The sequence below is a fragment of the Streptococcus sp. VTCC 12905 genome, from assembly GCF_049893385.1.
In the GTDB taxonomy this organism is placed as follows: domain Bacteria; phylum Bacillota; class Bacilli; order Lactobacillales; family Streptococcaceae; genus Streptococcus; species Streptococcus suis_AA.
The window spans coordinates 50,519-66,316 of record NZ_JBMVJC010000005.1 but is presented as its reverse complement, the minus strand read 5'-3'; the positions used below and the strand labels follow the sequence as shown (position 1 = coordinate 66,316).

Below are 15,798 nucleotides of genomic sequence, written 5' to 3'. Positions count from 1 at the left end.
CTAACCAGCACCGATAAAAATCCGTGGTCCCCAGAGTAAAACTGTCCATTCTAATTTTACCTTTAGTTGTTTGAAATCATAATTCCGAATCAGCAAATAAACCAAGGCAAACAAAAACAGTTTTCCTTGATTGACCAATGCCCACCAATTGTCTGCTGCGGTAAAGGATTGCACTCCATTTTCCACTACTTTGGTCGCAGACGAAGATGCAATCCATTGCATGGTCGAGGTATAAATAGCATTGCCAAATAAAATTGCGGTCAGGACAAACACATCTAGCCAGTTTAATTCTATCAGTGATTTTTGGGGTCGAATAGCTTTCAATATTCTCTTCACACTTTCTCCTCTGATACATTTTTCTCAACCATTTAGATGGGTATAGTCGATTTTATAACATTTCTAGTAATCCTTGATAACTGTGAATTGTATAGGTCGGAATAGCCTTGCTGTTGTTTATCAGGTTAGAAGGATTATACCAAACAGTATCCATACCAGCATTATTCCCGCCTTGGATATCTGCAGTAAGGCTATCTCCAATCATCAATGCTTGTTCAAATTGAAAACCTGCAATCTGCTCTGCTATTTTTTCATAAAAATCCGCCGAAGGCTTTTGCGTCCCCATCTGTTCTGAAATAAATACTTCTTTAAAATAAGGTTGAATCGGTGAGTGCAGCAAGCGATTTTCCTGAATATAGGTCACACCGTTGGTCGCCGCATAAATCTGATACCCACGCTTGGTCAGCTCTTGCAATAGCTTGTCCGCTCCTGCAAAAATTTGTCCCTGCTGTCCTATAAACTCTTGGTATCGCAAAGCCATCTCCTTCCCATCAACCTGACGACCAAAGTGAGCAAAGGTCCGTGAAAAACGAGTATTAATCAACTCTTTCTTTGTGATCAGACCTTTTTCTAAATCCTTCCACATGCCCTGGTTGAGCGGACGATAGACTTCTTTAAAAGCTTGAATATCCTCAACCTCCATCGAAGCCAAAAACTGTGTCAGAGCCACCTCCTCACCCCGACTAAAATCAAGAAGAGTATGGTCAAGATCGAATAATAGATGTTTGTAGTGCAATTGTGAACTCCTTTTAGTTATTGAGCATATTATATCACAGAATAGTACCAATTTTAGGAAATAAGGAAACACTGAAAACTTTGAAAATGAACAAAAATATTAATTACAGTGTTTTTATGATAATATTTTCGTATAGAATATGATGTTCTTATCTTATAACAAATAGTCCAGATGTAAAGTGAAATTAGTGATTAACTTTTTAATTTATTTTAAGCAATATTATACCTTAAAATTGTCACAGTATCTATCTGTCAATTGCGATACAAAGCATAGATTCAAAATTAATGATATCACTTCAACTCAAAAATTCTATACAGATACAAGTTACTTTTTTCACTGAAATTGAGATAGCTAATAAAAAATCTATGATTTTTCCATCACGTTCCTTTTACAATTACCTCCTTTTTAGTTTATCAGTTTAAAAATATAAATAGCTCTATAAATGTGACAAATCCACGTTTTGGAGCTTTTTTTAACTAATAAATTGTGTTGTGTATGAAATCTTTCCCTAACTTTTGAATATTTTCATATCTGCTGTTCAACTGGTCCAACTATACCTAATAAATATAGCAACTATACTCAGTAAATCACTCGTCCATGTTCGCAACTAACACAAAATGAGGATTCGAACCCTCTTTTTAATCTCCTGGCTATAATATATATCTTATTCTACAATAATTTAGACAGACATTGCTTGCATCCCATCCACCAATATCTTGGTTGCTTTGTAGGGGTCTTCAGCATGGGAAATGGCTGAGATAAGAGCTATGCCATCTGCACCTGCTTGGAGAATATCCTTGCAATCTTTAGCAGATAACCCTCCTATCGCAACCATAGGAATATCGGAATTGAGTCTCCTTAGTTGCTTTAATCCATCCATTCCAATTGCTGGACTAGCATCATCTTTAGATAAAGTGGGAAAAACAGGTCCGCTTCCGATATAATCTACTAGTTCAATAGGCGAATTGAGGTATTCTTCTTCTGTTCCAACTGATAGTCCAATTATTTTCCCTGGGAAGAGCTGTCTCGCTTCTACTACTGACAAATCTTCCTGACCAAGGTGTATTCCATCAGCATCAATTGCACATGCTAACTCAACATCATCATTAATGATTAATGGAACCTGATAGCGATGACATAGGTGTTGAACTTGTTTTGCCAACAGTAGTTTATCAGACCCTTTTAAACCTTGCTCACCTTTTTCACGAAATTGAAAACAAGTGATTCCTGCCTGCAATGCCTTTTCCAGTACATCCAAAAATTTGCCTTTTGGACAATCTGTCGTGCCACAAATAAAGTAAACTTGAAGGATTTTTCTATTCATAATGAATGACCTTTTTATTTTCTTCAACCTCTTCTGATTGGATTGCATAGAGGCTATTTATAAACTCAATCTGGAAGGTTCCTGGTAGTGAGGTTTTCTGCTCTGCCATTTCTCCAGCGATCGAATAAGCCGATAGGACCTCTTCCAAACAATCCAATAAAGAATCCTCATCAGCTAGGTGAATAGAGGCAGCCAGAACTGCTCCCAGTAGGCATCCTGTCCCTGTCACTAGGGTCATTAACTCACTACCGTTTTCCAAAATCCGAACCTGATGATTCACAGCGATAGCATCTTTTTTTCCTGTAATCACAACAGGAATTCCTAATTGTTGGTTGGCTCTGAGAGCTAGTTCACCAACATTGTCAATCTGAGCAGAATCTACCCCTTTCGTTTCAATACTTTCACCAATCAAGGCTGCAATTTCTCCTGCATTCCCACGAACGAGTGAAATAGTATGATGATGTAACAGATCCAAGGCAACTTTCTTGCGATAGGCACCAGCACCTGCCGCGACAGGATCTAAGACAGTAGGTACACCATATTTCTCAGCAATATCCAAGGCAGATTTGTATAGTTCCCAAGTTTCATTGGTCAAGGTTCCTGTATTAATCAATAAGCCTTTTGCATAGGGAAGTAGATCCTCCAAATCTTCTGGATACTCGCTCATCGCAGGGGAGGCACCGAGAGCAAGCAAGCCATTGGCTGTAAAATTTTTGACTACATCATTCGTAATACAAATGGTCAAGGGATTTTGACTACGTAATTTTTCCAAATACATCTAGTTACTCTCCTCTGTAGGTGGTATGATTAACAGGACCATTTCCATGACCCAATTCTGGAGCAGTCTGAATTGCTTCAGTAATAAATCGTTTGGCGGTTTCGACTGCTTGTACTACTGTCCGACCTTTCGCCAACTCTGCAGTAATGACTGCCGCATAGGTACAACCTGTACCATGGGTATGGTTCGTAGCAATGCGTGCTGCACTGATGACACTAATCTCACCATCTTCTAAAAATAAGTAGTCAGATGCCACCTTTGCCAAATGACCACCCTTAATGACCACATTTTTTACCCCAAGCTCTTTCCGGATCCAACGGCCCGCATTCATAATGTCATTTTCACTTTTCAGTGTTCTACCGACTAAAACTTCTGCTTCTGGTAGATTCGGTGTAATGATGGTAGCAAGGGGCAGTAATTTTGTTTTCAGCGCTTGGATTGCATCCTCTTCAATCAAACGGTCTCCACTCGTTGCGACCATAACAGGATCCAAAACATATGGACACTTCTGTTCAGAAAGATAGCTTGCGACGAGCTCTATGGTCTCGACTTGTGCTAACATTCCCGTTTTTATTGCATCTGGAACAATGTCCTGAAAAACACTTTTCAATTGTTCTTCTAAAATTTCCTGATCAAGATGACGAATTAGTTGCACCCCTTTGGTATTTTGAGCAACGACACTCGTCACGACTGCCATACCATAAACTGATCTAGCCTGAAAGCTCTTCAAATCAGCCATAATACCTGCTCCGCCTGTCGGATCTGTTCCTGCTATTGATAATGCTACATGTAAAGATGTCATTTTTTATCCTCCAAAATTGGTATCAATTCACTTAATTGCTTGATGCTAACTATACCGGTATTCTCAACAGAAAAAGGGGAATTTGGATGTTCTATATAAACTCCCGCTATTCCTAACTCATATCCAATACAAAGATTGTTCTTATTATCCTCGACCATTACGATATTGGCTGGATCTATCCGTTCCTGATGTAGGATGAATTGGTAAAATCCCCTATTTTTATCGCTCCCAAACAGATCCAAACTGCTATATAGTTTCACAAAATAGTTAGACAGATGATGGGATGACAATCCTAGTTCAGCCAGCTCCAGATAGTTTGAAGTGACTGCGTAAATGACTGCACCTTTTGCCTTCAATGTAGATAGGAGTTCATGCACACCTTCCACCAAGGAAATATCTCTATATAGTGATTGCAGTTGATTCATTTTTTGCCTTTCAAGTTCATTCTCATCTAAGGAATTCTCCACAAGTTGCAATAAATACGCGTTAACATCTTCCATTGGAATACGCCAAAGTTCTTCCCTTATCTGCTGGGTATACGCAACTCCGTGATGTTTCAAAATCCCTTGAACCACCTGGTCCCAGACCTCATAGGAATCAAAAATAACTCCATCAAGGTCAAGCCAAATGACCATTTTGTTCATCAATGTCTCCTTTCACTTTTTCTCGTTAGGAAATATAAAATGAATCAGCTGAGACTATTTGTGAAAATATTCTTAATTGTATTAGATTTATCATCACTTTCGCCTTGCCGAACTCTACGAAAGTAACTTATTGCGCATATCTTATTTCCAACCTAGAACAGTCTCTGGGCTGTTCTATCTACCTGCACTCAGTTCCTTTTTTCTGAAAACTCTTCATTCGACTATAAAAAAAACTCCATCTGATGGTTTATCAAATGGAGTTACACCTACGATGATTGATGTCCAGTAAATACAGTATCCTATATTAGAATACGAATATAATACTTGTCAACAAAATTTGTTGATACACATTTCCCTTCGGCAATCCTAACTGCATCAGGTTCGATGGGTATAATCTCAGCCTCTTGGCACCCCAAATGTTCTATTCAATTTTACAAAAATATTTTATCATATTTTCGAGCTTACTGCAATTGTTTTTTAACTAAATTTAATCTTCTTTACTTATCGGCGCTAAGCTAGCCAAGACTTTTTTGAGTCCCATGTCAGGGAAATTGATTTTGAGTTCTTGATTGCTGCCTGAACCTGATACTTCAAGGACTATTCCGCGGCCCCATTTCTTATGGACTGCGATGTCACCAACTGACCAGTTGGTGCCTGAGCTTGACGATTGGTTGCTTGATGCGAAGGGCATACTGCCTCCGAGCTTGGCGGATGGTTGTACGGCTGCTTTTCGACTTTGTAGGGCTTGTTGCAAGCTCATGCCTTGTCCAAACTGTGTCGCTCTGCCATTGACATAAGAAGCCTTAAAGCTAGTATTAGCTGGACGAGCAAGCCCTTGGTAGTCAAGGAGGTCACTGGAAATTTCACGTATAAAGCGGCTAGGTTGGTTGTAATTACTGCGACCAAAAAGGAGGCGTGAATTAGCATTTGTCAGGTAGAGAGTCTGCTCAGCACGGGTGATGCCTACGTAAGCCAAACGACGTTCTTCTTCCAATTCATCCTCTTCTTCTGCTGCACGGCTGAGCGGGAAGACATTTTCCTCCATACCAATCAGGAAGACAACAGGAAATTCCAGACCCTTAGCCGCATGAAGAGTCATGAGGGTCACTTCTGAAGATTCGCTATCGCCATCATCTGTGTCAGCAATCAATGCCAAATCAAGCAGGAAGCGCGTCAACCGATCCAGACCTGTCTCTTCTTCCTCAGCATCCTTTTCGTCAAATTTTTTGGTAACAGAAAGGAATTCCTGGATGTTTTCAATGCGAGCATTGGCTTCCAACGTATTTTGTGCTGCAAGAGCATCAATGTAGCCTGTCTCCTGTAAGACAGTTTCTACCACTTGAGTAACTGTTAAGCTATCCAGTTGATTACGGAGCTTATAAAGAAGATTGGCTAGGTCAAAGACCGCCTGTGCAGCCTTGCCTTTGATTGGTGACAGAATAATATCTTGTGATGCTTCCAGCAAGGACATGCCATGACTGGTCGCAAAATCACGTATCTTTTCAACCGTACCGGGGCCAACACCACGCTTTGGCTCATTGACAATGCGTTCATAAGAGATATTATCTGATGGGTTGGCAATGAGGTTCAAGTAGGAAATGACATCCCGAATTTCCTTACGGCTGTAGAACTTAGTACCGCCAACCATTGTGTAAGGGATATTGGACTTGAGCAGAGCTTCTTCAATGGTACGGGATTGAGCATTGGTCCGGTAGAGAACTGCAAAATCCTTATAGGCCTTGCCTTCTCGGTGCAACTGGTCGATCTGACTCGCTACAAATATTGCCTCGTCATTTTCATCCCGAGCACGATAATAGGTAATCAAATCCCCTTGGGCATTCTGTGTCCAGAGTTTTTTCGGACGGCGATTGCGATTGTTTTCTATCACTTCATTTGCTGCCTGCAAGACGTTCTTGGTCGAACGATAGTTTTCCTCCAAAAGCACGACCTTGCTCTCTGGATAATCCTTTTCAAAGTCCAGGATATTTTGCATATCCGCACCACGCCAACCATAGATAGACTGGTCCGCATCTCCAACCACGCAGATATTCTTGAAACGAGATGCCAGGAGCTTAACCAATTGGTACTGGGCATGATTGGTATCCTGATACTCGTCGACATGGATGTACTGGAATTTCTGCTGGTAATAGGTCAGGACCTCTGGATTTTGGTCAAAAAGGCGGAGCGTCAACATGATCAAATCATCAAAGTCAACGGCCTCTGACTGTCTTAGCTCCTTTTGATAAGCCGTGTAGCATTTAGCAACAATCTGCGTATATAGATCGCCTGCCTGGGCTTCAAATGCCTTGTCATCAATCAAATCGTTTTTGGCATTAGAAATGGTTCCCAGGATAGAACGTTCACTCCACTTTTTCGGATCTAAATTAAGATTTTTCAAAATCCGTTTCATAAGGGTGCGTTGCTCACCTGGATCGACAATCGTAAAATTGCGATTATAACCAATATGGTCAGCATCACGACGCAAAATCCGTACGCACATGGAGTGGAAGGTAGCTATCAAACAATCTTGAGTAGCAGGATTGAGAGCATAGGCCCGCTCCTTCATCTCACGCGCCGCTTTATTCGTAAAGGTAATAGCTAAGATATTCCAAGGATTGACCATTTTTTCTTCAATCAAATAAGCGATACGGTGAGTCAGAACTCGCGTCTTACCCGAACCAGCCCCTGCCATAATCAATAGCGGTCCTTCTGTCGTCTGCACCGCTTCTGCCTGTCTGTCATTCATTCCGTTTAATAATGGGTTCATTTTCTCATACTTTCTTAGAACTTGTATTTACAAGTAATTTACTTTCAAATAGAAGATCGTTTATAGCTAATCAAGGTATTTTTTTGAGGAAATACCGACTGTATTTTTGGAAAAACAAACGATGAATAGCTGAAAAACTAGCCTTAGATGGAAGTACTACACTGTGAATACAGGTTCGTTATAATCATACCCTCCATTATACCAAAAAAACTCTAGATAGGCAGTCGACAACGTGAGAACCACCGCCCAAAAAAGCCCAGAGAACATCTCTGAGCCATATTTATCAACTTAAATTGATTATTCAGCACCCAAGGCAGCTACTGTGATGTAGTTGTAAGGTTTGTTGAAGTGTGGCAAGAAGAACAAGTCTGTCAAGGCCAATTTTTCGATTGTTACACCTTCTTGGATTGCCAATGAGAAGAGGTGGATACCCAATGAAATATCTTCACGAGCAGCCATTTGTGCACCAAGAACACGACGTGAATCTTTATCGTAAACAATCTTGAGAGTTACAGGGAAATTACCATGTTCAATGAATTCTGGTTTTTGGTTATCAGTAACTTCAGTAACTGCTGCGTTAAAGCCAAGACGAGTAGCTTTTTCAAGTGTCAAACCTGTTGATACAAGGTTTAATCCATAGATAGAGATACCGTTAGAACCTTGTACACCGATACCTTCAAGGTCAGTGCCACAGATGTTGTGAGCTGCTACGATACCAGTACGTACCGCGTTTGAAGCCAATGCGATGTAGCCTGTGTCGCCAGTAGCATTGTCGTAAATTGTTGCACAGTCACCAATAGCGTAAACGCCTGGGATTGAAGTTTCTTGGCGTTTGTTTACAAGGAAGGCACCATTGCGGAAGCGCTCAATTCCTTCACCTGCAAATGCAGTGTTTGGACGGAAACCAACTGCCAAGATAACCATGTCAACATCGTATTCGTTCTTGTCTGTGATAATTTTTTCAACTTTGCCATCACCAGCAACTTCTTTAACAGTTTCACCGAAAGCAAGTTTGATACCATTGTCTTCCAAGTTTTTAGCCATAAGGTCTGACAAGTCGCGGTCATAGTAACCAGCTAAACATGTATCAACAACATCGATAAGGACTACTTCTTTACCTTTACGTTGGAACGCTTCCGCAAGCTCAACACCAATATAACCAGCACCTACAACTGCTACACGATTGATATCTTTGTTTTTCAATTTTTCGATAACATCAGCTGAGTTTTGGTACAATTTAACAAATTGCAAGTTTTCAAGAGTTGCTTCAAATTCAAGAGAACCTTCTTTAATTTCAGCGCCTTTGATTGGTGGCAAGATAGGTTGTGAACCAGTTGCGAGAAGAAGTTTGTCAAATGATTCAACATGTTCTTGACCATTTACAAGCGCAGTAACTGTTTTAGCATCATAGTCAATATTTGTAACAGGTGACTCCAAATAAACTGTAGCTCCCAAACTCTCCAACTCTTCTTTGTTTGAGTAGAAAAGTCCTTCAGGACCAGCAATTTGCTCACCAATCCATAAAGCCATTCCACAACCCAAGAATGAAATGTTTGAGTTTTGGTCAAATACAACGATTTCATTTTCTTGACCATATTTTGTTAACATAGTTTTGATTGCGGCAGTACCAGCGTGGTTAGCACCAACAACAACGATTTTAGACATAGTAAAATCTCACTTTCGAAAATATATTTTTTTTACAAATTATATTATACAATATGAATGTTACCGATTTCAAAGAATATGCTCAGAATATCACATTTTTTAAATTTAATTGATTATTGCCAAAATATGTATTGATTGATATGCAAAAAACCTAGATTCCTCTAGGTCTTAGCTTAACGTACTTGTTCAAAACGCAAATGCACAATAATCTTATCAGCATAACCATTACGTTCCAAATCACGTTGTAAACGATAAGAAATATAATGTTCTGCAATTGAGATATAACCCGCATCAAGCAAACGATGTTCAACCTGAGATTGAACCATACTAATGGTAGGTCGCTCTGTATGAGCTTCTTCCAAGTCAAGAACAACTTTTTTGGTTACCTGAGCAAGATTCTTGCGCCAAGTTTCATCAATAACATAAACTGTTTGGGCTGCCTTGAGAATAGCTTGATAAATTTTTTCTGGATCAAATTCAACAATTTCTCCGCTACGTTTAATGACTTGCATAAAAGCTCCTTTCTGGTTTTCAGTAAACCCTTTCATACTTCTATTATCTAGGTTTTTCACGGTTTTGTCAAGTTTCTTTTTTCATTCTGTGATATAATGTCAATATTACAACATAAAGGAGAATACAATGTCTACTGCAATGCCAAAGCGTCATGAAATTGACGTTCAACTTACTTGGAATACCAATCTGATTTTTCCAGATAATCAGGCCTATAAAGATGCCTTGGCAACCTATAAAAAACAAGTTGAGAATTTTGAAGCAAGTTACAAAGGGAAATTAACAACACTTGAGACCATTGTGGCAGCTCTAAAAGAATACGAAGGCTTAGCTATTTTAGAGAGTAAATTATCACACTACGCTTTCCTACCGCTTGAAGTTGATAAAATGAACACCGAGTTAGCCAGTTTGTCAAATGACTTTGACTTGACAATTGCCTACACAATTCCAAAATTGTCTTTCTTACATACAGAACTGACTTTACTAGACCAAGATGTATTGGAAAGTGTGATTACTGACCAACCTCAGTGGAAATCATACATCCAAAATATTATTCGTCAAAAACCATACCAGCTTCATCCTTTACAAGAAGAGCTTCTTGCAAACTTTGCACCAACATTTAGTCAGCCTTATAACAATTACGGTGTGACCAAGTTTGAGGATATGACTTTTGATAGTTTTGAAGCCAATGGTGAAACACTTGGAAACAGCTATGTTCTCTTTGAAAATGATTATGAACTCAGCCATGATACCGAAATCCGTCGCAATTCAGCTGCTGGATTCTATTCAACCTTGAAGAAATACAAGAATACAACTGCAGCGACTTATTTGTCTCATATCAAAAACGAACAAATCGAAGCTCGCTTGCGTGGATTTGACAATACGATCGACTTCCTCTTGCATAGCCAAAATGTCTCTCGCGACCTCTTCGACCGTCAGATTGATGTCATCATGAAAGAATTGGCTCCTCACATGCGTCGCTATGTGAAATTGGTTGCTAAGGCTCATGGTTTGGATAAAATCACACACGCTGACTTGAAAATCAGTCTGCCATCTGAATACAACCAACGCATTACTCCTGAAGAATCCAAACAATTCTTGATTGACTGCTTGGGCATTCTTGGTGAAGATTATGTGAAAATGATTGAACAATCATTTGATGAGCGTTGGATTGACTTTGCTCAAAACGAAGGCAAGGCAACAGGTGGATTCTGTGCTACCTTGTATGATGGACCATCTTACATCTTACTTTCATGGACAGGTTTGATGAATGAGGTCTTGGTATTGGCTCACGAATTAGGACATGCTGGTCATTTCCAATTGGCTAAGAAACAAAGTGTGCTAAGCTATGAACCATCACTATACTTCATCGAAGCTCCATCTACTGCAAATGAGGTCTTGACATGTAATACCCTCTTGAAAAACAATCAAGATCCTGGTTTCCAAGCCTATTTAATTAGTGAATTGATTAGTCGCACCTACTTCCACAACATGGTGACTCACTTGCTTGAAGCTGCCTTCCAACGTGAAGTCTACACTCGCCTTGATAATGATGAATATCTAAATGGGGACATTCTCTGTCAAATCAAGCTAGACATCATCAAAGAATTCTGGGGTGATGACTTTGAAATCGGTGACGATGCAGGTCTTATCTGGATGCGTCAACCACACTACTACATTGGTTTGTATCCATATACCTACTCAGCTGGTTTGACCATCGGTACTGCTATGGCTAAGCAATTGGAAGAAAATCCTGAAGAAGTTGTTGAAAAATGGTTGGAAACCTTGTCACTCGGTGCAAGTCTTTCTGCCCAAGACCTTGCTAAACACGCTGGTGTTGACGTTTCAACAGATCAACCTCTTAAAGAAACCATCGCCTATGTAGGTTCATTGATTGACAAATTAGAATCTTTAATCTAATAACTCTTAAAGGCTTGAACAACTTGTTCAGGTCTTTTCGTTTATTTTTTCCTGATACCAATTTCTAACATAGGTCAATTCGTCTTGACTTAGAAAGTGGCCTTTGTCAAAACGAGCTAGGTTGGCTTTGGGAAAGGCTGACGCTTGCCAATCATCTACAAGATTTTCAAGAGAAACTTGGTCGACGAGTTGGTCATTCTGCCCTAGTGTAAACAAAATCTCTGCTCTGCTATTTTCCATAGGAAAAGCATAATCTAAGGCTGAAGGGTGGAGCAAGATATAATTGTCCGCCAGATTTGACTGTTTGGTTAACAAGACCATGATGAAGTTGGCACCATTTGAAAAGCCAACGAAGGTAACCTGCTGGTAGGGCTGAATGTCTGAGTCCTGCCAAAAATCCAGAAAAGCCGACAAGCGCATTTCAACATCGACAAGATCCAGCTGACCATCAATCAGCGGGGCAAAGAAACGCCTTTTCCTGCCTTGTCCCCAACTTCCATCCAAGGAAAGGATAAAAGCTTCTGGATCCAGCTGTTGGCGGAGAAAGAGCATTGATTCCTTGTCGCCACCTGTACCGTGGAAAAAGACCAAGAGACGGGGTCTGGTCCCTCTGATAAAGCGATAATCCATACAAATTTTCTCCTAATAACGTTGATCGAGTATTTTTTCAATTTCTAATCGTTCTTGCTCTAAGAAACTTGGTAGAAATAATTCAACTTCATCTAATTTGGATGATTGATTTGGCATTGGAGCTTCTTTATCACCATTCATCGTTGCAACCTCAAACATGAGATAATTTGGTGCTCGGAAGTACAAGGAATGCATGAAATCTCGATTGATAATACCAGAGTGTGGACGATTTTGAAAATTCAAATGATCAACCATTTCTTTTAAATCAGATTCCTCTAGAACGCCGAAAGCCACATGATGGATACCACCAACACCGATTACACTGATTTTTGATTCCTTATCGACCATAACCTGCACTCGGTGTTGAAACTCGTTATCAAATACTAGTGAAATCACTTCTTGTCCCTGGTATTCAAATCGATTTTCTTCCACAAAACCAAAACGGTCCTCAAGTAATTCAATTAGAGCTTTCTCTTCACGAACCCGCATTTTTATGCCAGCTATGCCTACAATTGCTGCAGCCGCAGGAATGTCCTTGATCTCAACAGGTAGCATCTCTCCTATGGATTCATGGTATGTTAAACCAAGCAACTGACCATCCTCATCTTGGAAATTCAAGATATGCCCGCTTCCAAAAGCCTGAATCCCTTCGTTTACCACTTCAAACTCTGTCAATCTTTTCTGCCAAAATTCCAAGGCAGTTAAATCTTTGACTAGAAAAACGGTTCTCTCCAATCGATTTGCTCCCTCCCGTTGTCGAGCTAGTGTCGGCATATCAAAAATAGTGAATTCCGTTCCAAATCGACCTTCTGCATCTCCAAAAAACAAATGATACATAGAAGAATCGTCCTGATTCACCGTTTTTAAGGTTAATTTCAAGCCTAGAATATGGTGATAAAAATGATAGGCTTGATGAATATTTCCTACCAAGCTTGAAATGTGATGAATACCTGTATTGTTCATAAGAATACCTCTTAGATTATGATACAATTATTTTATCACTAGTTATTGATATTTTAAACTATCTTGTTTACAATTGTTATCCAAATACCAAAAAAATTCCCTAACCATTGCTGATTAGAGAAGGATATTTCTTAAAAAATGAGACCATATAGGGCAGCCGCTAGCAAGCCTCCGATGATCGGACCAACTACTGGTACCCAAGCATAACCCCAATCCGAATCACCCTTGTGCTTCAACGGAAGAATGGCATGCATGATACGAGGACCAAGGTCACGCGCAGGGTTTAGGGCATATCCTGTGGGACCTCCTAATGATACTCCTAGAGATAGGATTAAGCCACCAACAATTATGGTACCAAGTCCTGTAGGAAAATCATACTGACCGAAAGCCAATAATCCCAAGACCAAAACAAAGGTTCCAATTGCTTCGCTAATTGTATTGGAAACAAGGTTGCGGATGGCAGGACCAGTAGAGAAAGTTGCCAATACAGCGCCTGTGTCCTCAGTAGCGTCGTAGTGATCTTTGTACATGAGGAAAACTAGGATACTACCGATAAAAGCTCCGATAAATTGAGCAAGGATATAAGGGACTACAGACCCCCATGGGAGATTTCCTGCAAAGGCCATTGCAATTGATACAGCTGGATTGAGGTGGGCAGGTCCCAATAAGCCACTCACAAAAGCTGCCATGGCTACTGCTAGACCCCAACCAATTGTGATTACAATCCAACCAGCATCCTTAGCCTTACTCTTATCTAGTACTACTCCTGCTACCACACCATTACCTAGTAAGACAAGTAAGGCGGTACCCAACACTTCACCGATTAATTCATTTGCCATCATGCACCTCTTTCTATTTTTCTTTTAAATAGGTCAAATCATTCTTAACAAGTGTATCTGCCAACAATTGTTCCTGTTGTGCTAGTTCTTCTTCTGACCAAGCATAGTAAGCAGCCATCTCTTTCAAAATGTCTGGTGCCACCGCATCCAACTGATCACGCATAAAGAGCATGTAATTGGTACGACGGAGAAGATAGTCAACTGCAGTCAAGGTCATCTCTTCCTTCATAGCATAGTGAAGGGAAAGCAAATCACGCTTGTTCAAGCCAGAAACGGCCTTTACTTTATGGTTTAATGCAAAGACTTTTGGCGCATTCGAGCCGTACAAGTTTGCCAAGTAAAGCGCATCATCATAGACAAGACCTTTCTTCACACCTAGTTGAGCAAGATGTTCGATTTCTTCTGCAACGTTTGCCGGGTTCAATTCACCACCAGAGACTGGATAGGTCTTAGAATTGATGAGTTTAAAGTTGCGACCATGTTCTTCTTTGAGGATGTCTGCAACCTTTTCTATTGCTCCTTCGGCCATCTTACGGAAGTCTGTGATTTTACCACCTGCAAGAGTCAGCAAACCATTGTCATCGCGATCAAGTGCAGAACCGCGTGATACAGCAGATGGATTCAGGTGTTTTTCAGAAACACTGCCTTCCAAATGTGTCAAATCTTGCTCCACATCGTCACGACTCTTTTCATTGTTCAAATAACCTTTAACTGTTTCAATCAAGCTATTGAAGCTCTCATCGCTGAGTTTTCCGTTGTTTCCACCGTTGTAGTCAGAAGCTCCATTTCCAGACAAGAGGGGACGAAGACCTGCCCAACCGCTCTCAATGTCATCCAAGGTCAAGTTTGCTTCTGGGAAGCGATTGTTGACAATATCAAGCAGATAGTCAACGTCTTCTTGGGTTACCATCGGATTCGCCAAATCGCCAGTGTAGTCTGTATCTGTTGTACCAAAATAGGTTTTATTTTCACGTGGAAGGACAAAGACCATTCGACCATCTGCGCGACCTGTATCAAAGTAAGTTGGCTGAGGAACAGACAAGCGAGTGCTATCGACAACTAGGTGTACACCTTTGGTTGGACGCATCTGGAGAACGCCTGAGCCCTCGCCACCCAGATTACGCACTTCATCACTCCATGGTCCTGTTGTATTGATGACCAAACGAGCATGAATTTCAAAGGTGCTATCTGTCAGCAAATCACGAGCAACAATTCCGATAACTTTACCTGACTCATCCTTGATAAATTTCTCAGCTTTGACACGGCTGGCAATCAAGGCGCCGTCTTTGGCTGCACGTTTGATGTTCTCAATGACCAAGCGGGCATCATTGTTGCGGAAGTCGAGGTAGACACCGCCACCAATCAATCCTTCTTGCTTCAAGTTTGGTTCACGTTCAATGACTTCTTCTTTAGTCAAGACCTTATTGGCCATTGCAGTATTGTTGACACCAGCTAAGAGGTCATATAAGTCCATGGCTACTTTCAAACGGAAGAGGCTGAAGGTTGAACCTGGCTCATCATACACTGGTAAAAGCATTGGGTCTGGCTTTGGAATATGTGGGGCAATATTTTGTACTACAGCACGTTCAGATACGGTATCGGATACCACTTCCACGTCAAATTGTTTCAAATAACGTAATCCACCATGCACCAATTTTGTTGAGCGACTGGAAGTTCCTTCTGCAAAGTCTTGCATTTCAATCAAGGCTGTTTCCATGCCACTTGCTGCTGCTTGTAAAGCCACACCAGCACCCGTAATACCACCACCGATAATGAGGAGGTCTAGTTGACGATCCTGCATTCGTTCAATGGCTATGCGTCTTGTTTCTTTTGAAAATTCCATACGATTCACTTCCTAACTTTCGAATAGGACTGTCTAGCAAG

General features: G+C 40.6%; 14 protein-coding genes and 1 riboswitch. Of the genes, 1 reads left to right on the top strand and 13 read right to left on the bottom strand.

The window, feature by feature from the left end:
* The 9 genes from ACPC58_RS03205 to ACPC58_RS03165 form a co-directional block, all read right to left on the bottom strand.
* Window positions 1-336 (bottom strand): hypothetical protein, encoded by a 336-nt coding sequence (locus ACPC58_RS03205; protein ID WP_434065220.1) that lies wholly within the window; start codon window positions 334-336, stop codon window positions 1-3.
* A 52-nt stretch (window positions 337-388) separates the two neighbouring features.
* Window positions 389-1,072, bottom strand: coding sequence for a YjjG family noncanonical pyrimidine nucleotidase (locus tag ACPC58_RS03200; protein ID WP_434065219.1), 684 nt, complete (start codon window positions 1,070-1,072; stop codon window positions 389-391).
* 679 nt (window positions 1,073-1,751) lie between these two features.
* Window positions 1,752-2,396: a thiamine phosphate synthase gene (thiE, locus tag ACPC58_RS03195; protein WP_434065218.1), complete on the bottom strand. Its 645-nt coding sequence runs from the start codon at window positions 2,394-2,396 to the stop codon at window positions 1,752-1,754.
* Window positions 2,389-3,174 (bottom strand): hydroxyethylthiazole kinase, encoded by a 786-nt coding sequence (thiM, locus tag ACPC58_RS03190; RefSeq protein WP_217375012.1) that lies wholly within the window; start codon window positions 3,172-3,174, stop codon window positions 2,389-2,391. The genes thiE and thiM overlap by 8 nt, the downstream gene beginning before the upstream one ends.
* Window positions 3,175-3,178: 4 nt before the next feature.
* Window positions 3,179-3,976, bottom strand: a complete 798-nt coding sequence (thiD, locus tag ACPC58_RS03185; protein ID WP_434065217.1) for a bifunctional hydroxymethylpyrimidine kinase/phosphomethylpyrimidine kinase — start codon at window positions 3,974-3,976, stop codon at window positions 3,179-3,181.
* The gene (locus ACPC58_RS03180; RefSeq protein ID WP_434065216.1) at window positions 3,973-4,620 is read right to left on the bottom strand and encodes an HAD family hydrolase; all 648 of its coding nucleotides are present in this window, start codon (window positions 4,618-4,620) and stop codon (window positions 3,973-3,975) included. Before ACPC58_RS03180 ends, thiD begins: the two co-directional genes overlap by 4 nt.
* 335 nt (window positions 4,621-4,955) lie before the next feature.
* Window positions 4,956-5,045, bottom strand: a riboswitch (TPP riboswitch).
* A gap of 62 nt (window positions 5,046-5,107) precedes the next feature.
* Window positions 5,108-7,387, bottom strand: a complete 2,280-nt coding sequence (gene pcrA, locus ACPC58_RS03175; RefSeq protein ID WP_434065215.1) for a DNA helicase PcrA — start codon at window positions 7,385-7,387, stop codon at window positions 5,108-5,110.
* A gap of 297 nt (window positions 7,388-7,684) precedes the next feature.
* Window positions 7,685-9,052 (bottom strand): H2O-forming NADH oxidase, encoded by a 1,368-nt coding sequence (gene nox, locus ACPC58_RS03170; RefSeq protein WP_434065214.1) that lies wholly within the window; start codon window positions 9,050-9,052, stop codon window positions 7,685-7,687.
* 173 nt (window positions 9,053-9,225) lie between these two features.
* On the bottom strand, window positions 9,226-9,564 hold the full coding sequence (locus ACPC58_RS03165; RefSeq protein ID WP_024397113.1) for an ATP cone domain-containing protein: 339 nt from the start codon (window positions 9,562-9,564) through the stop codon (window positions 9,226-9,228).
* A 127-nt stretch (window positions 9,565-9,691) separates the two neighbouring features.
* Here ACPC58_RS03165 and pepF point away from each other — a divergent pair, with 127 nt between their 5' ends.
* Window positions 9,692-11,482: an oligoendopeptidase F gene (gene pepF / locus ACPC58_RS03160; protein ID WP_434065213.1), complete on the top strand. Its 1,791-nt coding sequence runs from the start codon at window positions 9,692-9,694 to the stop codon at window positions 11,480-11,482.
* Window positions 11,483-11,509: 27 nt separating this feature from the next.
* On the opposite strand, the gene ACPC58_RS03155 is transcribed toward pepF, so the two are convergent.
* From ACPC58_RS03155 to glpO, 4 genes are all read right to left on the bottom strand, one after another.
* Window positions 11,510-12,112, bottom strand: coding sequence for an alpha/beta hydrolase (locus ACPC58_RS03155; RefSeq protein ID WP_434065212.1), 603 nt, complete (start codon window positions 12,110-12,112; stop codon window positions 11,510-11,512).
* 12 nt (window positions 12,113-12,124) lie between these two features.
* On the bottom strand, window positions 12,125-13,075 hold the full coding sequence (locus ACPC58_RS03150; protein ID WP_434065211.1) for a VOC family protein: 951 nt from the start codon (window positions 13,073-13,075) through the stop codon (window positions 12,125-12,127).
* Window positions 13,076-13,206: 131 nt separating this feature from the next.
* Window positions 13,207-13,914, bottom strand: a complete 708-nt coding sequence (locus ACPC58_RS03145; protein ID WP_434065235.1) for an MIP/aquaporin family protein — start codon at window positions 13,912-13,914, stop codon at window positions 13,207-13,209.
* Window positions 13,915-13,927: 13 nt separating this feature from the next.
* Window positions 13,928-15,757, bottom strand: a complete 1,830-nt coding sequence (gene glpO / locus ACPC58_RS03140; RefSeq protein WP_434065210.1) for a type 1 glycerol-3-phosphate oxidase — start codon at window positions 15,755-15,757, stop codon at window positions 13,928-13,930.
* Between the last annotated feature and the right edge of the window lie 41 nt (window positions 15,758-15,798).